The sequence below is a fragment of the Streptomyces sp. NPDC030798 genome, from assembly GCF_055572275.1.
In genome coordinates this window covers 274317-291028 of sequence record NZ_JBVIDR010000001.1, presented here as the reverse complement: position 1 = coordinate 291028, position 16712 = coordinate 274317, and the positions used below count along the sequence as shown (strand labels likewise).

General features: G+C 70.8%; 17 protein-coding genes. 4 read left to right on the top strand and 13 right to left on the bottom strand.

All coding sequences use genetic code 11. The features are described from left to right. Nucleotides 1–290: 290 nt before the first annotated feature. Nucleotides 291–1706, top strand: a complete 1416-nt coding sequence (locus ACZ404_RS01310) for a DEAD/DEAH box helicase (RefSeq protein ID WP_468435201.1) — start codon at nucleotides 291–293, stop codon at nucleotides 1704–1706. Nucleotides 1707–1822: 116 nt separating this feature from the next. Then, a complete protein-coding gene (locus tag ACZ404_RS01305; protein WP_468435200.1) occupies nucleotides 1823–2065 on the top strand; it encodes a DUF5302 domain-containing protein in 243 nt (80 codons plus the stop codon). A 169-nt stretch (nucleotides 2066–2234) separates the two neighbouring features. Here ACZ404_RS01305 and ACZ404_RS01300 read toward each other — a convergent pair whose 3' ends face one another. The 13 genes from ACZ404_RS01300 to ACZ404_RS01240 all read right to left on the bottom strand — a co-directional run bounded on the left by ACZ404_RS01300 (nucleotide 2235) and on the right by ACZ404_RS01240 (nucleotide 15427). After that, nucleotides 2235–3014 carry a hypothetical protein gene (locus tag ACZ404_RS01300; protein WP_468435199.1) on the bottom strand — a complete coding sequence of 260 codons (780 nt, stop codon included), beginning with the start codon at nucleotides 3012–3014 and terminating at the stop codon, nucleotides 2235–2237. A gap of 40 nt (nucleotides 3015–3054) precedes the next feature. Continuing rightward, nucleotides 3055–3585, bottom strand: a complete 531-nt coding sequence (locus tag ACZ404_RS01295) for a hypothetical protein (protein ID WP_468435198.1) — start codon at nucleotides 3583–3585, stop codon at nucleotides 3055–3057. Next, nucleotides 3552–4829: an MCE family protein gene (locus ACZ404_RS01290; RefSeq protein ID WP_468435197.1), complete on the bottom strand. Its 1278-nt coding sequence runs from the start codon at nucleotides 4827–4829 to the stop codon at nucleotides 3552–3554. The genes ACZ404_RS01295 and ACZ404_RS01290 overlap by 34 nt, the downstream gene beginning before the upstream one ends. Then, nucleotides 4826–6103 (bottom strand): MCE family protein, encoded by a 1278-nt coding sequence (locus ACZ404_RS01285; protein ID WP_468435196.1) that lies wholly within the window; start codon nucleotides 6101–6103, stop codon nucleotides 4826–4828. The genes ACZ404_RS01290 and ACZ404_RS01285 overlap by 4 nt, the downstream gene beginning before the upstream one ends. Then, nucleotides 6100–7203, bottom strand: coding sequence for an MCE family protein (locus tag ACZ404_RS01280; RefSeq protein WP_468435818.1), 1104 nt, complete (start codon nucleotides 7201–7203; stop codon nucleotides 6100–6102). Before ACZ404_RS01280 ends, ACZ404_RS01285 begins: the two co-directional genes overlap by 4 nt. A 17-nt stretch (nucleotides 7204–7220) precedes the next feature. Further along, nucleotides 7221–8396, bottom strand: coding sequence for an MCE family protein (locus ACZ404_RS01275; RefSeq protein WP_468435195.1), 1176 nt, complete (start codon nucleotides 8394–8396; stop codon nucleotides 7221–7223). Further along, a complete protein-coding gene (locus ACZ404_RS01270; protein WP_468435194.1) occupies nucleotides 8393–9430 on the bottom strand; it encodes an MCE family protein in 1038 nt (345 codons plus the stop codon). The genes ACZ404_RS01275 and ACZ404_RS01270 overlap by 4 nt, the downstream gene beginning before the upstream one ends. Next, nucleotides 9427–10662: an MCE family protein gene (locus tag ACZ404_RS01265; protein ID WP_468435817.1), complete on the bottom strand. Its 1236-nt coding sequence runs from the start codon at nucleotides 10660–10662 to the stop codon at nucleotides 9427–9429. Before ACZ404_RS01265 ends, ACZ404_RS01270 begins: the two co-directional genes overlap by 4 nt. Before the next feature lie 5 nt (nucleotides 10663–10667). After that, nucleotides 10668–11471, bottom strand: a complete 804-nt coding sequence (locus ACZ404_RS01260; protein WP_468435193.1) for an MlaE family ABC transporter permease — start codon at nucleotides 11469–11471, stop codon at nucleotides 10668–10670. Between the two features lie 3 nt (nucleotides 11472–11474). Beyond that, nucleotides 11475–12245, bottom strand: a complete 771-nt coding sequence (locus ACZ404_RS01255) for an MlaE family ABC transporter permease (RefSeq protein ID WP_468435192.1) — start codon at nucleotides 12243–12245, stop codon at nucleotides 11475–11477. After that, nucleotides 12242–13183, bottom strand: a complete 942-nt coding sequence (locus tag ACZ404_RS01250) for an ABC transporter ATP-binding protein (RefSeq protein WP_468435191.1) — start codon at nucleotides 13181–13183, stop codon at nucleotides 12242–12244. The genes ACZ404_RS01255 and ACZ404_RS01250 overlap by 4 nt, the downstream gene beginning before the upstream one ends. Nucleotides 13184–13279: 96 nt before the next feature. Beyond that, on the bottom strand, nucleotides 13280–14317 hold the full coding sequence (locus ACZ404_RS01245; protein ID WP_468435190.1) for an RNA polymerase sigma factor: 1038 nt from the start codon (nucleotides 14315–14317) through the stop codon (nucleotides 13280–13282). A gap of 54 nt (nucleotides 14318–14371) precedes the next feature. Next, nucleotides 14372–15427, bottom strand: coding sequence for a lytic transglycosylase domain-containing protein (locus tag ACZ404_RS01240; RefSeq protein ID WP_468435189.1), 1056 nt, complete (start codon nucleotides 15425–15427; stop codon nucleotides 14372–14374). Between the two features lie 225 nt (nucleotides 15428–15652). Here ACZ404_RS01240 and panD point away from each other — a divergent pair, with 225 nt between their 5' ends. Next, nucleotides 15653–16072 (top strand): aspartate 1-decarboxylase, encoded by a 420-nt coding sequence (panD, locus tag ACZ404_RS01235; RefSeq protein WP_468435188.1) that lies wholly within the window; start codon nucleotides 15653–15655, stop codon nucleotides 16070–16072. A 28-nt stretch (nucleotides 16073–16100) separates the two neighbouring features. Continuing rightward, nucleotides 16101–16445 carry a GNAT family N-acetyltransferase gene (locus tag ACZ404_RS01230; protein WP_468435187.1) on the top strand — a complete coding sequence of 115 codons (345 nt, stop codon included), beginning with the start codon at nucleotides 16101–16103 and terminating at the stop codon, nucleotides 16443–16445. Nucleotides 16446–16712 lie beyond the last annotated feature (267 nt).

Sequence of the window (16712 nt, the reverse complement as noted above, 5' to 3'; positions counted from 1 at the left end):
AGGCCGGGTCCTCGGGTTCTACTGAGGGCAAGTGCGGGGCGGTCACCCCGGTGACGCATCGGCGGATCTCGGTGAGCCGGGGGCCCGGACCAGGTATGCCGGAAAGGCGTTCGGGCTGCGTCGGGTCATCGACGCGGGAGGGGCGATCGGTATCAGGAACGCGCCGTGTGTTAGTCTCACGCGTTTGCGTGGTCGTCGCGGTGGGCGATTCTGCCTGTTGGTCCGCTCGTGTGTGGGCTCTTCAATCCTGCCGGGCCTTCCTCGGTACATTCCTCTGCGGAAGGCTGTTCATGAAGCACCCCGATGACTCCGGCAGCGCTCCCGGCGGTTCCGCCCGGCCTGGAGCCACCACCCCGGCGCTGCCCCCGGCCGTCTCCTTCGCCGGTCTGGAACTGCCGGCGGAGGTGCTGCGGACACTCAGCCGACTCGGGGTGCGCGAACCCTTTCCCATCCAGGCCGCCGCACTGCCCGATGCCCTTCAGGGGCGTGACGTCCTGGGACGCGGGCGCACAGGATCGGGCAAGACGCTCGCCTTCGGCCTACCGCTGCTCACACGTACGGCCGGGCGGCGCGCCGAACCGAAGCAGCCTCTCGCTCTGATCCTCGTGCCCACGCGGGAGCTGGCCCAACAGGTCACACAGGCGCTGGCGCCGTACGCCGAGGCACTGCGGCTCCGGATGGCCGCGGTCGTCGGCGGCATGTCGATCGGCCGGCAGGTCGCCGCGCTGCGCCAGGGAGCCGAGGTGGTCGTCGCCACCCCCGGACGGCTGCACGACCTTGTCGAGCGCAACGCCTGCCGCCTGGGACGGGTAAGGATCACCGTGCTGGACGAGGCCGACCAGATGTGCGACCTGGGATTCCTGCCGCAGGTGGTCGACCTGCTCGACCAGGTGCACTCCGACGGTCAGCGGATGCTGTTCTCGGCCACTCTGGATCGTGACGTCGATCAGCTGGTCCGCCGCTACCTTCACGACCCCGTCGTCCACTCGGTCGACCCGCCCGCGGGTGCGGTCACGGCGATGGAACACCACGTTCTGGTCGTCCACGGCCCCGACCGCTACGCCGTCACCACGGAGATCGCCGCCCGTGACGGCCGCGTACTGCTGTTCCTCGACACCAAGCACGCCGTCGACCAGCTCACCCGGCATCTGCGGGCCAGCGGGGTGCACGCCGGGGCCCTGCACAGCGGCAAGTCCCAGCCACAGCGCACACGAACCCTGGCGCAGTTCAAGAACGGCCAGATCACCGTTCTCGTGGCGACCAATGTCGCGGCCCGTGGCCTGCACGTCGACCACCTCGACCTCGTGGTCAACGTCGACCCGCCCGCCGACCCCAAGGACTATGTGCACCGGGCGGGCCGTACTGCCCGCGCCGGTGAGTCCGGCAGTGTGGTCACACTCGTGCTGGCGGGCCAGCGCCGCGAGACGAGCCGCATGATGGCCGAGGCCGGCATCGAGGCAACCGTCACGAAGGTGCGCTCGGGCGAGGCGGAGCTGAGCCGGATCACCGGCGCCAAGTCTCCCTCCGGAACCCCGCTCGACGGCGGGCCCGCCGTCCAGCGGCCCAAGAACACCAACGCTCCCTTCCGCGGCCTCGGCACCAGCAAGGACCCCTCCCGCGGCGCCGGCGGCAAGTCCCGAAAAGCCGGCGAGGCCCGCAAGCTCGCCGAGGCCCGCAAGGCCGCCCTCGTGCGTCGCAACGGCTGAGAGCCGTTGCCTTGGCGGAGAATCTCCTGGCCACGAGATCGCACAGTTGTCGGCGCCCCGCACTGCGCCCGGCATGACAAGCTGTGGCTGCCCATCCCCGAACCCAGGAGGTCACCATGACCGCAGAGCCCGGAACCACGGAAGGTTCGGAGCCGGCTGCCCCCGAGACGTCCCCGCTGGCGCCGGACAGCGACGGCAACTACGACCTCAAGCGCAAGTTCCGCGAAGCCCTGGCGCGCAAGCGCGGTGCGCAGGCGGATGCCGCCGATGTTGCCGCCAACCCCGATGCGTCGAAGGTGCGTGCGGCGCACGGACCGGCTGCGAGCCAGCGGTCGTTCAGGCGTAAGAGCGGCGGCTGAGTCGGTCAGTCCCGCGATCTGGTCGCTCAACCAGCACTCTGAGCGCCACGCACTCGCGCGCCCCCTGCAAGGCCCGCAACGTGCGCGTACCCTGCGCGCGTTGCGGGTGAGGCGTAGCCGACGGTCCCGCCTGTGGGAAGGGGACTGACGGCCCGGTGCGATGCCACACTCACAGTGCGTCGACGGCACTCACCTTCCAGCCTGCGGACGTGTGGGTCATCGTCATCCGGACCCGGTTCAGATCCAGACGGGAGCCCGAGACCTGGGTGCTCTCGGTGACCTGGTTGACGAAGAGCAGGACCACGGCCTTGTCCGCCGAGGCCGACACGACGGAGGCCGCGGGGTCGCCGCCGCTCGCGGGTTCGGCCACCGTCGCCTTCACCACCGCGTGGTACTTCCTGGCCGTCGGCCCGACCACACGCGTCGTGGTCTTCCGGTACTCGTCACGGAAGTGCCCGGTCAGACGGTCACGTGCACGGGCGAAATCTCGGTCCAGATGCCGGTAGTCGTACGACAGCACGACCGGTGCCGCCTTTCGCGCGGCCACGAGCGCCTCCGCCCGAGCGTCCTCGGTCCTCCGCCCCTGCGCGTAGTTCCACCCGAGCACCGCGACCGCGACCAGACCCGCCACGAGGAGGACACCGAGTACCGCGGTGAGCCGCCGCCGGTCGGGGCGCGGCGGAGGCGCGCTGCCGTCCGGCTCCACCAGGGACTCCGGGTCCTGCTCCAGGCATTCCGGCGACGGCTCCGGCGGGTCGTCCCAGCCGTCCGCCGACGGCTCGACCAGCACGGTCGACCCTGAGAGCGGTGCCTCGGGGGAGAGGGGTCCCTCGTGCCGCTTCATGTGCTCCGTCCGCTTGGCGCGCTTGGCTGCCGCGCGGGCGGCCGCGGTCATCGTCCGGCGGGCGGGCGAGCCGGCGGTGCGGCCTCGGGAGGTCGCGTTCCCCATGGTCGTTCTCCTCACTACGGGTGGCTGTCTGCTGTGTCGGTCAGCCCACGAACTCGACGTCGGAGGTCAGCCAGCGCCCGCCCTGGTGCACCAGGTCGAGCTGCAGCCGATAGGTGCGCGCCTGCCCCTGGGGCACGGCGGTGTTGGTCACCTTGCTGTCGGCGACCACCAGGACGCGGGCCGAGTGGGCGTCGGACCGGACGATGCCGGCGTCGAGGACCTGGCCCTCGGACACCGACTTGTTCGCGGCGACCAGCTTGGTCAGCTCCGCCGTCTGCGCGGTGAACTGCTTCTTGAAGCTGCCGGTGGCGCTCCTCAGCACGTCCGCGCTGTCCCGGTCGTAATGCCGGTAGTCGAGCGAGGTGAAGTTCAGCGCCGATTGGCGGGCCGCGCCCAGGACCTGCTGGCGCCGCTGCTCCGTCTCGTCCTGCTGGTGGAGGCGGAGACTCAGCCAGAGTGCGGCCGCGGTGGTGAGGACGGTCGCCACGACGAGGCCGACTGTCCACGCCCTGCCGTTCATGCCGAGCGCCCTCACGTTCATGCCATGGGTCCGACGAGCAGCCATTGCCACGACTCCTTTCCGAACACCGTCTGCTGGCCGCCCGTCGAGCCGATCTCGACGGGCCTTCCGTCCGGGCCGGTCGCGGTGCCGGTCTCCGGGTCGTACGGCGTGACGTACGCCGTCTGGTTCGCGCCGTCGGACGCGGCGGGCGCGCCGGGGGCGTTCTGTGCGCCCCGCACCGACGTCTTGCTGCCGCGTGGGGCCGTGCAGCGTGCGTCGGTGTTCGCCTCGCGCGTGCTCGTGTCGGCGGGGTCCCGCCGTGCCGTGCCGTACCCCTGGGTGCACGGCGGCGGGTCGCCGGCGTTCACCACCAGCCCGAAGTGGGTGGTGCCGTCGCCCGGGACGACCGTGTAGCTGCCCGAGACCAGCGCCGGAAAGGTGACGAGAGCCTGCTCCACGCCGGGCAGGTGGGCCAGCGTGACCTGGCCGCCGCTGATCAGGTTGGCCAGCAGGACCGACAGCTGTGGCCCGGTCGCCTTCAGCAGCGAGTCGACCTCCTGCGCGGCCGGCGTGGCGTTGCCGATCAGCTTGCGCAGATCCCCGTCGCTGGACTTCAACTGTGCGCTCAGCGCCGCCAGGTCGTGCGCGAACGACTTGATGGACGAACCTTGGTCCGCCTGCGTCTTGAGGACTTTGCGTGAGTCCTCGATCAGCGAGATCGTCTCCGGCAGCGACTCGGACGCCGACTCGACGAGCGCGTTGCCCGAGTCCACCATCCGGCTCAGGTCCGGTCCGGTGCCGGAGAAGGCCTTGCCCAACTCGTCGACGGTGACCCGCAGGTCGTCCTTGTCGACGGAGTTCACCAGCCGGTCCAGGCTGAGGACCAGGTCCGTCGTGGGCAGTGGGACACGGGTGCTGCCGCGCGGGATGGTGCTGCCGTCCGCGAGATACGGGCCTCTGGACGTGCGCGGTTGCAGATCCACGTACTGCTCGCCCACCGCCGAACGGTCCGCCACCACGGCGAGGGTGTCCGCCGGGATGCGCGGCGCCCCGTCGCCGATGTCGAGGGCGACCGAGACGCCGTCGGCGCCGGTCAGCCGCAGCGCCCCGACGCGGCCCACGGGCACCCCACGGTAGGTGACCTCTGCGCCGGTGAAGATACCCCCTGAGTCGGCGAAGTCGGCCCGCACCGTGTAGCCGCGGTCCAGGACGTCGTCCACCAGGCCGGTGTACTCGGCGCCGACGTACGACACCCCGACGGCGGTGACCGTGGCGAACGCGAGCAGCTGCGCCTTGACCGTACGAGTGATCACGGCTGGACCCCCTTCAGCATCAGCTCCGCGAGCCCGGGGTCGATCCCCTCGGGCGGCTTCGTGCCGGTGGTGTAGCTGCTGGTGCACACCGGTGGGCACAACGGCCCGCCGCTCCCGCCGCCCGAGGGAGCCGACGGCACCGAGGGCGACGACGGCAGGCTCGGTGTGCTCGGCAGCGGGGTCGGCGCCGGGACGCTCGGCAGGTCGGGGAGGTGCGGTGCCTCGGAGGTTCCGGGCGCCGGGGAACCACCCTTGCCGTGGCCGGAGTCGCCGCCCGTCGTGTTCCCGTAGAGGTCCGTCAGGTCCAGGTCGGCGGTGATGTGGAGGTTGACGTAGTCGCCCTTGACGGCGGCAGTGGCGTTGCGGGGGAACGGGTAGGTGGTCAGCAGCTCGAGGGAGTTGGGCAGGTCATTGCCCGACTTGTTCAGCTGCTGCAGGATCGGCCGGAGCTTCTTCAGGTTCGCGACCGTGTCGTCGTGCGAGGCGGTGACCACCTGGGTGCCCGTCGCGCCGAGCTTCGACAGGGCGGTGAGCATCTTCGTCAGATCGCGTCGCTGGTGGGCGAGGATCTTCAGGGCGGGCGGCATCGTGTCGACGGCCTTGGCGATGGTCTTCTTCTCCTTCCCGAGCCGCCCCGCGAGCCGGTCGACGGCCTTGATCGCGCGGACGATGTCCTTCCGTTGGTCGTCCAGGCCGCCGATGAACGTGTCCAGTTCCTTCAGCAGGGACCTGACCCGGCTCTCCCGGCCGTCGAGGGCCTTGTTCAGCTCCACGGTGATCGTCTTGAGCTGGGCCACCCCGCCGCCGTTGAGCAGGGCGGACAGCGCGGACAGCACCTCCTCGACCTCCGGGTTGCGGCCGCTGCGGGACAGCGGGATGCGGTCGCCGTCGCGGAGCCGGCCCACGGCCGCCGTGCGGGTGGGGGCGGCCAGTGCCACGTACTTCTCGCCGAGGAGACTGGTCTGCCGCAGCTCGGCGACCGCGTTGGCGGGCAGCTTCACCGAGTCGGCGACCCGCAGCCGTACGCGCGCGTGCCAGCCGTCCAGCTGTACCTTCTCGACCGCGCCCACGGTGACGTCGTCGACCTTCACCGCCGACTGCGGCACCAGGTCGAGGACATCGCGGAACTCGACGGTGACGTGGTACGCGTGGCCGTCCGTGGCGGCTCCGCCGGGCAGCGGGACGTCGTACCAGCCGTTGAACTCGCAGCCGGACAGCAGCAGCGAACCGACCGCCGCCGAGGCGATGGCCCCGCCCATGCGTCGCACGCTCATGCGCTCGCCCCCAGGATCCCGCCGAGCGTCCGGTCGACCGTGCCCGTCACCGCGGAGCCCTGCGGTGTCTTTGGCAGGGAGTCGAAGAGTTTCTTCAGCTCCTTGCAGTCGGGGTTCTTGCCGCCCTCGTCGCCGGTCGTCTTCAGCACGGAGCACAGCAGCGAGGCCGGGTCCTGTGCCTGCTGGGCGTTGTTGCGGGTGTCGAGGGTGCCGGCGGAGGGGTTGTAGGCGTCGTTCAGGTTGGACAGGCCCGTCGGGGCGACCCGCAAGAGCTCGTCGAGTGCGGCGCGTTCGGTGACGAGTACCTTGGTCACCTTGCTGAGGCCCTTCACGTCCGTGGTCAGCGACTTCTTGTTCTTCTTCACGAAGGCGGACACGTCACCGAGCGCCGTTGCCAGGTTCGTGAGCGCGTCCGCGAGGTCCTTGCGCTCGCCCGCGAGCTGCTTCGCGACCTGGGCAAGGCTGGTGTCGAAGGACCGCACGCTCTTGTCGTCGGCGGCGAGTGCTGCCGTGAACACCTGAAGGTTGCGCACCGTGCCGAACAGGTCGGTGCGGCCGTCCGACAGCGTCGTGACCGCCCGTGAGAGGTCGTGGACCGTCTGGTGGAGGTTCTCGCCCTGTCCGTCGAGGTTGTCCGCGCTCACCCCGAGCAGCCGCGACAGGGACCCGTCCTTGTCGGCGCCCTGGGGGCCGAGCGCGTCGGCCGTGGTGTGCAGGCTGTCGAAGATGCGGTCCAGCTCGACCGGTACGGCGGTGCGCGACTGCGGGATGACAGCACCGCTTCGCAGCACGGGACCGTTCCGGTACACCGGCAGCAGCTGTACGTAACGGTCGCTGACCACCGAAGAGTTGATGATCGCGGCTTTGGCGTCGGCGGGGACCTTCCGCCCTTGGTCGTACTCCAGCTCCACCCGCACCCGGTCCCCTTCGGGCTCGATCTCCTTCACCTCGCCGATCCGCACGCCGAGGACGCGGACGTCCGAGCCGGGGTAGATGCCGACGGTGCGCGGAAAGTACGCGGTGACGCGGACCGGCTCCGGCCGGGGCCACAGCACGTAGGTGAGCGCGGTGACGAGGGCGAGTGCGGTGAGCAGGGTCAGCCCTCTGTTCAGGCTCTTCACTGCGTGCCTCCCGTCCGCGGCGCCACCGGAGCGGCGACCAGGTTCTGGACGTAGGAGTCGAACCAGCGGCCGTTGCCGAGGGTGTTGGTGAAGACCCGCACGTACGGCGCGAGCAGCTTGACGCTCCGGTCGAGGCCGGCCTGGTTGCGTTCGAGCATCTGCACCACACCCTTCAGCCCTTTGAGCGCGGGCCCGATCTCCTTGTTGTTGTCGTCGACCAGGCCGGAGAGCTCGACGCCGAGCAGGGCGGAGGTCTTCAGCAGCTTGTGGATCGCCTTGCGCCGCTTGCTGATCTCCGTGAACAGCTTGTCGCCGTCCTTGACCAGGGCGGTGAAGTCCTTGGAGCGGTCGGCCAGCACGCCCGTGGTGCCGTTGGCGTGGCGCAGGAGTGTGCTCAGTGCCTCGTCACGCGAGGCCACCGTCCGGGAGATCCTCGACAGGCCCTTGATGGACGCGCGCACTTCGGCGGGCGAGTCCTGGAAAGTGGTGGAGATCGTGTCCAGGGCCTTCGCCAGCCGGGCGGTGTCGACCTTCTCCGACGTGGTGGTCAGGTCGCTGAACGCCTGCACGACGTCGTACGCCGCGACCGTCCGCCCCAGCGGGATCTCGCTGCCGGGCGCCAACTGCCCCGGACCCTTGGGGTACAGCGCGAGGTACTTCGCGCCGAGGACCGTCTTGACCCGGATGGATGCGCCGGTCCCGGTGCCGAACCGTGGATCGCCCTTGACCTTGAAGGTGACCTTGACGTGGTCGCCGTCCAGGTCCACGTCCTCGACCTTGCCGACCTTCACCCCGGCGATCCGCACCTCGTCGCCGGGCTTGAGGCCGCCCGCCTCCGAGAAGGCCGCGCTGTACGTCCTGCCACCGCCGATGAACGGCAGGCTGTCGGCGTTGAACGCGGCCACGGTGAGCAGCGCGAGGACGGTGAGGCCGACGGCTCCGATCACCACGGGCTTACGCTCGCGGAACGGGGTCGGGCGGGGGCGGCGGAGCCGTATGCGCGGCAGCCTGGGTGGCTCGACGCGCACCTTGAACAAGGGTTGCGGGCGCGGCGCCCGGCGCGGGAGCATCCGTACCTGCGGAAGGCGTACCTTCGGAAGCCGTATCTTCGGCAGCTTCGGCGGCTCGACGCGGACCTTGAACAGCGGTTCCGGGCGGTTCTTGCGGGTCACGATCCGCACCTCGCCCTCGCCACATGCAGGTCGGGAGCCAGCACCTGCTTCGTCTTCGGGAGCACGATCCGGCCGTCGAAGTCGCAGAGGTAGAAGTTGAACCATGAGCCGTAGGACGCGGCCCCCGTCAGTGCGTTCAGCTTGTTGGGCAACCGCTTCAGCACGCCCTCCACGGTCTTGTCGTTGTTGTTGAGCGTTCCGGTGAGCCCGGCCAGCCCGGCGATGTCGTCCTTCAGTGGTGGCCGCGCGTCCTTCAGCAGCCCCGAGGTGGCCTCCGTCAGGTCGCCGATGCCCACCAGTGACTCCCCGATGGGCTTGCGGTCGGCGGACAGACCGGAGATCACCCGCCGAAGCTGCTTGAGCAGCCCGGAGAAGCGGGTGCCGCGCCTGTCCAGTGTCGCCAGCACGGTGTTCAGGTTGTCGATCACCGAGCCGATCAGCTTGTCGCGGTCGGCCAGCGTCGTGGTGAGCGAAGCGGTGTGCAGCAGAAGGCTGTTGACCGTGCCGCCCTCGCCCTGCAGCGTCTTGACGATCTCGGTCGCGAGCTGGTTGACGTCCTGCGGGCTGAGCGCGGCGAACAGCGGTTTGAAGCCGTTCAGCAGCGCGTTGAGGTCCAGCGCGGGCTGCGTGTGCGACAGCGGAATGGTGGCGCCGGGCTTCAGCCGGGTGCCGTCGCCCGCACCCTCCGTCAGGGCGACGTACCGCTGCCCGACCAGGTTCCGGTAGCGGATGACCGCGTGGGTGCTGGTGAGCAGCGGCCGGTCCGCGCCGGCGGTGAAGGTGACCTCCGCCAGTGTCCGGTCCTTGATCCGGATGTCCTCGACCTCACCGACTCGTACCCCGGCGACCCGGATGTCGTCCCCCTTCTCCAGGCCGGTGACGTCGCTGAAGACGGCACGGTACGTGTGCCCGGGGGTGAAGGAGAGGTTGACGATGGTGGCGGCGAGCAACGCCGTCGCCAGGATCGTCACCAGCGCGAAGAGGCTGAACTTGATCAGCGAAGCGGTGGTCTGCCGGGTGCCTGTGCTCCTCATGTGACGCTCACCGCCGTCCCGCGCGCCATCGGTCCGAACAGCAGCGTCGCGACCGGCGGCACCTCGTCGTCGGGCACGCCGAGCACGGGGGACACGAGCGAGCCGACGGCGTGCTGCTCGGCCCGGGTGGCGGAGACGCCGGGAGGACCGGAGGAACTCCTCGTCCGGGAACCGTCGTTGAGGTGGACTTCCGGTGCGGGCACGGAAGGATGCGGCAGATCGCGGCAGTTGGGCCCCGACCGGTCGGCGTAGCGGGGCTCCTCACCGGGCTGGTAAGCTCCCTGCTGGCGTACCACCTCGAGCGTGATGTGCATCTTGCCGCCCCGGAACGCCTGCTCGGAGGCCTGCTCCTCGTGGACCAGGCCGGCCAGCAGGCAGGGGTACTCGGGCGAGTAGCGGGCGAAGAGCTCCAGCGTCGGGCGGGAGACCCGGCCAAGAGTGATCAGCCGGTCGCCGTTCGCGTGGAGGAAGTCGTCCGCGGTGGCCGCCACGCCGGCCGTCGTGGTGAGCGCGGACGCGATGCGGTCCCGCTGCTCGACCACGGTGCGGCTGGTGGTGACCGTGTTGCGCAGGATGTCCATCAGGTCCGGCGCCGCGTCGCCGTACACCTCGGCGACATCGGCCAGGCGGGCGAAGTCCTCGGTCATGGACGGCAGGTGCGGATTGAGGCGGTGCAGATAGGTCCCCACGCGCGTGAGGTTGTCGCCGATCCGGTCGCCGCGCCCTTCGAGGGCGGTGGCGAAGGCGGAGAGTGTGGCGTTGAGCTTGCCGGGCTGCACGGTCCGCAGCAGCGGCAGCAGGTCGTTCATCAGCTGCTGGAGCTCGATGCCGACGCGGGTGCGGTCCTGGGTGATGACATCACCGGCCCGGATCGGGCGGGCCACCGAGTGTGCCGGCGCGACCAGGTCGACGTACTTCTCGCCGAACAGCGTCTTGGGAAGCAGGCGCGCCCGTACGTCGGAGGGGATGTCGGGGACGTACTCCGGCTCGAGCGCGATGTCGAGCGTCGCCTTCGTCCCGTCGGCGTGCACCTCGCGCACCTCGCCGACCAGAAGCCCGCGCAGCTTGACGTCGGCCCGCGGCTCGAGCTGGTTGCCCAGGCCGTCGGCCTCCAGCCTGATCCGTACGGCCGGGGTGAACACCTGCTGGTACACGGCGACCGACAGCGACAGCAGAGTTGCGAGTACGGCGATGAACACCACGCCGTACAACCGAAGTCTCAGCACCCTCATACGGTTCACCCCGCGATCCTCACGGTCGTGCTGGCGCCCCAGATCGCGAGCGACAGGAAGAAGTCGAGGACGTTGATCGCCACGATCGACGTCCGCACGGCGCGGCCCACCGCGACGCCGACGCCCGCAGGGCCGCCGCTCGCGTAGTAGCCGTAGAAGCAGTGCACCAGGATGATCAGGACGGCGAAGACCAGCACTTTCCCGAAGGACCACAGCACGTCGGCCGGCGGCAGGTACTGCTGGAAGTAGTGGTCGTAGGTGCCCGCGGACTGGCCGTAGTAGCCGGTGGTGATGGTGCGGGCGGCGAAGTACGAGGACAGCAGTCCGATCACGTACAGCGGGATCACGGCGACGAAACCGGCGATCATCCGGGTGGTCACCAGGAACGGCAGCGAGGGCACGCCCATCACTTCGAGGGCGTCGGTCTCCTCGCTGATCCGCATCGCGCCGAGCTGGGCGGTGAACCCCGCGCCGACCGTCGCGGACAGCGCCAGCCCGGCCACCAGCGGGGCGATCTCCCGGGTGTTGAAGTACGCCGACAGGAAGGCCACGAAGTTGGACGTGCCGAGCTGGTTCAGCGCGGCGTACCCCTGCAGACCCACCTCGGTGCCGGTGAAGAACGACAGGAAGGCGATCACGCCGACCGTGCCGCCCACGACCGCGAGGGCGCCGCGCCCGAAACTCACCTCGGCGAGCAGCCGCAGGATCTCCTTCTTGTAGCGGCGCAGGGTGCGGCCCGTCCATGCGAGCGAGCGCCCGTAGAAGGACAGCTGGCGGCCCAGCTCCTCCAGACTCCTCAACACTGCCATGCCTCAGCCCCTCTGCGGGACGACCTGGAAGTACACCGCGGTCATCACGAAGTTCGTCACGAACAGCAACATGAAGGTGATCACCACCGACTGGTTCACGGCATCGCCCACGCCCTTGGGGCCACCCTTCGCCGTGAGTCCCTTGTACGAGGCGACGATGGCCGCGATCGCCCCGAACACCAGCGCCTTGATCTCCGCCGCCCACAGGTCGGGGAGCTGGGCCAGGGTGGTGAAGGACGCCAGGTAGGCGCCGGGTGTGCCGTGCTGCAGGACGACGTTGAAGAAGTAGCCGCCGGCCACGCCGACCACCGACACCAGGCCGTTGAGCAGTACCGCCACCACCATCGACGCCAGCACGCGTGGCACGACCAGCCGGTGGATCGGGTCGATGCCCAGCACCTGCATCGCGTCGACCTCCTCGCGGATCTTCCGCGCCCCGAGATCCGCGCAGATCGCCGTGCCGCCCGCGCCCGCGATCAGCAGCGCGGTGACGATCGGCGACGCCTCGCGCAGCACCGCCAGCACGGAGGCGGCCCCGGAGAAGGACTGGGCGCCGAGCTGCCGGGTCAGGCTGCCGATCTGCAGCGCGATCACCGCGCCGAAGGGGATGGACACGAGGGCTGTGGGAAGAATGGTGACGCTTGCGACGAACCAGGCCTGCTGGATGAACTCGGCTGCCTGGAACGGCCTTCGGGGCATGGTCCGGACGACGTCCAGCGCCATCGCGAACAGGTTTCCCGAGTGCCGCAGCGCTCCGGTCGGTGACAGTCTCATGCGTCCGCCACCGCCTTCCGGCGACGCAGCTCGGCCTCGTGCCGGGCGATCGCCTCCCATCGGGGCGGTCGGGTGATGCCCGGTCCCGGCAGCAGGCGGGGAGTCAGCGCCTGGCTGCCGGGGGTCCTGTTGCCGTCGCCCAGCGCGGCCAGCTCCTGCTCGACCTGCGCGGCGTCCTTCTCCTCCGCCATGCCGATCGGGCCCTGCATCCGGCCGTTCAGGAACTGCCGGACGACCGGCTCGTCGCTGGTCAGCAATTCCTCACGCGGCCCGAACATGACCAGCTCGCGCCGGAACAACAGCCCGATGTTGTCCGGGACCTGGCGGGCCGAGGCGATGTCGTGCGTGACGATCAGGAAGGTCGCGTCGATCTGGGCGTTGAGGTCGACGATGAGCTGGTTGAGATAGGCGACGCGTACCGGGTCGAGGCCCGAGTCGGGTTCGTCGAAGAGGATGATCTCGGGGTCGAGGACGAGGGCGCGGGCGAGACCGGCCCGCTTCCGCATCCCGCCGGAGATCTCGCCGGGCAGCTTCCCCTCCGAGCCGATCAGCCCGACCATGTCCATCTTCTCCAGCACGATGCGCCGGATCTCGCTCTCGGACTTGCGGGTGTGCTCGCGCAGCGGGAAGGCGATGTTGTCGTACAGGTTCATCGAGCCGAACAGGGCGCCGTCCTGGAACAGCACGCCGAAGAGCTTCCGCACCTCGTACAGCTCGTGCTCACGGAGGACGGTGATGTCACGCCCCGCGATCTTGACCGAGCCGCAGTCCGGTTTCAGGAGTCCCACGAGCGTCTTGAGGAAGACGGACTTGCCCGTGCCCGAGGGGCCGAGCATGACCGAGACCTCCCCGGCGGGCAGCGTCAGCGAGACGTCCTGCCAGATGACCTGGTGACCGAAGGACTTGGTCAGCCCTTCCACACAGATCTCGACACCCATCCGTTCCACCTCTCGGCCCGTGGAGCAGCTCCGACATCTGCTCTACGGGGAGAGGCGGGGGGTCCGTCGCGGGAGAGGGAGATTTTTTTCGACGGCCTATGGCAGGGCGGTCGGCGTCGGTACGGCGACCGGGACGGACGGCGTGGCGGAGGCCTCGGGGACGGCCGGCAGCGTCGTCGGGGCCGTGGACGCGTCCCGCAGGCCGGGGAGGCTGGGCACGCTCGGCAGCTTCGGCACGCTCGGCACGCTCGGGACCTCGGGAACGGCCGGCACGGGCGACAGTGAGGCCGTCGGCAGGGACGGCACCGACAGCGGCAGCAACGACCGGCCGTGGGCGCCGGTCGACGGCGTCGCTCCGGGAGTCGGCGAGGCGGCCGACAACTCGCGGGTGCTCGGGACGGGCGTCCGGTCGGCGCCGCGGGGCCCCGCGGTTGCGGTGGTGGCGTCCGCCACGGGGGTCGCGGCGGACCGGGGGGGCGTGTCCGGCCACCCCCCGTGGAGGGCGTGCGGCAGCACGACCCCCGCCACCGCAAGGGTCGCCGCCGCAGACGTGGCCGCCACGACCTGCGCCTTGCCGCCCGCCCGCAGCCGCCCCCGCCCGATCATGAACAGCGCGAACCCGAGCGTCCCGGCGAGCGAGGCGCGCAGCGTGCGCCGGGCACGGGCAAGCAGGGATTCGACGGTCCGGTAGCTCAGCCCCATCCGGACGGCGACCTGGCTCACATCAAGGTCCTGGGACTTCAGCCGCAGTGCCTCCGCCTGGCGGGTGGGCAGCTCTCCGCTGCGCCTGGCCAGCCACCTGGCCTCGGCCCGGTCGCACACGGCCTCCTCGATCGGCACCGGTCCGGGAGCGACCAGTGTCGGGCTGGTGCGGACCTCGGCCTCGCGGTTGACCTGCCGATAGCGGTCCACACACAGCCGCATGGTCACCGTCGTCAGCCAGGCGGCGAGCCGCTCGTCGTCCAGGTCGGGCCGCTCCGCCGCGCGCAGCATCGCCTCGTGCACCGCGTCCTCGGCGTCCTCCCGGCTCATCGACCTGCGCCGGGCCACCTTGAGCAGTTGCTCGCGGTGGCTCCACATGCGCTGCCAACGGTCGTCGGCGGCTCGTATCTCCGCAGGCATGTCCGTCGCCATGAGGGCCCCTTTGCGCTCACCCGCCGGTCTCGTCCCGTCCGGCGTGCGGCGACATTACCGCCCGGTAGCCGCCGTTGTGGAGGGGGCGAGGGCCATCGAGTTCCCGTTGTTACTGGTCAGCGGAACGCTGCTCGGGAGCGGGTCGTCGGCGGGCAGGCCGACGGAGGGGTCGGGCACGGGAACCACGGGCTCCGCCGTCTTCCCGCCCCCTGGACGGGAGTTGGAGGGCGTCGGCGAAGCGGGGGCGGACGGTGTCGGGGACGGTGCGGCCCTCCGGCGGGGCGACGGTTCCGGCTTCGGCGTGGGCTTCGCTCGCGAGGGCCCGGGCCGGCGCGTGGTCGGTACCGGCGTCGTGGCGGAGTCGTCCGGTACCACCCGGTGACCATCGAGGAAGTAGGCGTACCAGGCCCTGACCGTGCGCAGATACGCCGTCGAGTGGTTGTAGCCGAGGATCGCCCCGTCCAGGCCGGCGGGCTCGGACAGGTCCCTTCCGGCCGCGCACAGATAGCGCCCGGCGGCGAGCGCCGCGTCGAACACGTTGTCCGGGTCGGCCCGCCCGTCGCCGTTCCCGTCCGCGCCCCAGCCGACCCAGGTCGACGGAAGGAACTGCATCGGCCCGACCGCCCGGTCGTACACCACGTCTTCGTCGTACGCGCCACCGTCCGAGTCCCGTACGACGGCGAAGGCGCCGCCGTCCAGGCGCGGACCGAGAATCGGCGTCACGGTCGTGCCGTCCGCGGTCACCCGGCCGCCCTCGGCCTGCCCCGACTCCACCTGGCCGATCGCGGCCAGCAGTTGCCACCTGAGCCGGCAGCCGGGCGCGGTGCGCGCGAGCTCCGCCTCGGCGTGCCGGTACGCGGCGAAGACGGTCGCGGGCAGCGCGGCGCCGCCCACCGAAGCCTTCTTCCCCGTCCGGGCCCCCGCCGGCGGAGGAAGCTCCGTGCGGTACGGGGTGTCGCCGGACACGCTCGGCCCGTGTCCGCCGGGCCGCTCCGCTGGTACGGCGGCCCGCACCGGGGCCGCACCCGGTGCCTGTGACGCGGTCAGCGCCGCCATCGTCGCCGCCGCGATCACCGTACCTTTGACGCCCCTGACCATGTGCCCTGCCACGTCGCGATCCCTCCCTGTGGGTTGCTGTCGTTTGCTCTACGCGGGAGGCAGACGCGTCCGTCGGAACGACCCGGGTGTCGAGAAGACAGCGCCCGCCGGGGCGCGGTCCCTGACGTTCAAGCGATGTTCCTCACAATCTTCGAGTCGGGCGCGTGACAGTTGTAGAGTGAACATCGCCCTTGACCTGCACAAAGCAGGCAGGGAGCCGTCTTCCGGGAGTTCAACATGCTGCGCACCATGTTCAAGTCCAAGATCCACCGTGCCACCGTCACCCAGGCCGACCTGCACTACGTGGGATCGGTGACCATCGACGCGGATCTGCTGGATGCCGCCGATCTGCTGCCCGGTGAGCTCGTGCACATCGTGGACATCACCAACGGCGCCCGCCTGGAGACGTACGTCATCGAAGGGGAGCGCGGATCCGGCGTGATCGGGATCAACGGGGCCGCCGCCCATCTCGTGCACCCCGGGGACCTGGTGATCATCATCAGCTACGCTCAGTTGACCGACGCCGAGGCGCGGGCGTTCGAGCCGCGGGTCGTGCACGTCGACGCCGGCAACCGGATCGTGGCCCTCGGTGCCGACCCGTCCGAGCCGGTGCCCGGTTCGGACCAGCAGCGCAGCCCGCAGGCCGTACCGGCCTGACCGACCGACACCGGACCAGGAGCCTGCCATGAGCGACATCGAGATCCGCGACGACCGTGCGGCGGGCCGGCTGGAGGCCGTCGGTGACGGTGCGGTCGTCGGCCGCATCGAGTACTTCGTCCTCGACGGCCCCTCGCGCGCCCTGGTCCCGGTGCACACCATCGTCGAGCCGGCCCACGAGGGCAAGGGCATCGCGGGCTCCCTCGCCCGCGAGCTGTACGACCTCGCAGAGCGCGAGGGGGTCCCGGTCGCCCCGCTGTGCCCGTACGTCGTCAAGTGGGCCGAGCGCCACCCGGACGCGGCCCCGCCGGCCGACCCGGAGCTGCTCGCGGCGGCCAAGGACTGGCTGCGCGCCCACCCCGGCCGTTTCTGACCACCGCGGCGGCGCGGCACGCCGAGGGCACCGGTGGTTTCCGGCCACCCGGCGCCTCCACCTGGGCGTGTCGCGTGCCGCCGTCGGGTGAGTGGCCGCGCGGGCCCCGGGTAGGCGGGGGATGAGTCCAGAGGCGATCTCCAGCGACTGCCCGGAGGACACGATGACGAACCCGTACCCGGACCCCGCCCCGCCGAGCCCGCCGCCCGGCCCGGGCCCCACTCCGCCGGACCCGTATCCGAGCCCGGTGCCGCCCCCCGAGCCGGG

What these genes read in the sequence shown, in the direction of transcription:
- ACZ404_RS01310 (WP_468435201.1), top strand. Translation starts at nt 291, where the DNA reads ATGAAGCACCCCGATGACTCCGGCAGCGCTCCCGGCGGTTCCGCCCGG.
- ACZ404_RS01300 (WP_468435199.1), bottom strand. Translation starts at nt 3,014, where the DNA reads ATGGGGAACGCGACCTCCCGAGGCCGCACCGCCGGCTCGCCCGCCCGC.
- panD (WP_468435188.1), top strand. Translation starts at nt 15,653, where the DNA reads ATGCTGCGCACCATGTTCAAGTCCAAGATCCACCGTGCCACCGTCACC.
- ACZ404_RS01305 (WP_468435200.1), top strand. Translation starts at nt 1,823, where the DNA reads ATGACCGCAGAGCCCGGAACCACGGAAGGTTCGGAGCCGGCTGCCCCC.
- ACZ404_RS01260 (WP_468435193.1), bottom strand. Translation starts at nt 11,471, where the DNA reads ATGGCAGTGTTGAGGAGTCTGGAGGAGCTGGGCCGCCAGCTGTCCTTC.
- ACZ404_RS01265 (WP_468435817.1), bottom strand. Translation starts at nt 10,662, where the DNA reads ATGAGGGTGCTGAGACTTCGGTTGTACGGCGTGGTGTTCATCGCCGTA.
- ACZ404_RS01230 (WP_468435187.1), top strand. Translation starts at nt 16,101, where the DNA reads ATGAGCGACATCGAGATCCGCGACGACCGTGCGGCGGGCCGGCTGGAG.
- ACZ404_RS01245 (WP_468435190.1), bottom strand. Translation starts at nt 14,317, where the DNA reads ATGGCGACGGACATGCCTGCGGAGATACGAGCCGCCGACGACCGTTGG.
- ACZ404_RS01270 (WP_468435194.1), bottom strand. Translation starts at nt 9,430, where the DNA reads ATGAGGAGCACAGGCACCCGGCAGACCACCGCTTCGCTGATCAAGTTC.
- ACZ404_RS01250 (WP_468435191.1), bottom strand. Translation starts at nt 13,183, where the DNA reads ATGGGTGTCGAGATCTGTGTGGAAGGGCTGACCAAGTCCTTCGGTCAC.
- ACZ404_RS01285 (WP_468435196.1), bottom strand. Translation starts at nt 6,103, where the DNA reads ATGAGCGTGCGACGCATGGGCGGGGCCATCGCCTCGGCGGCGGTCGGT.
- ACZ404_RS01255 (WP_468435192.1), bottom strand. Translation starts at nt 12,245, where the DNA reads ATGAGACTGTCACCGACCGGAGCGCTGCGGCACTCGGGAAACCTGTTC.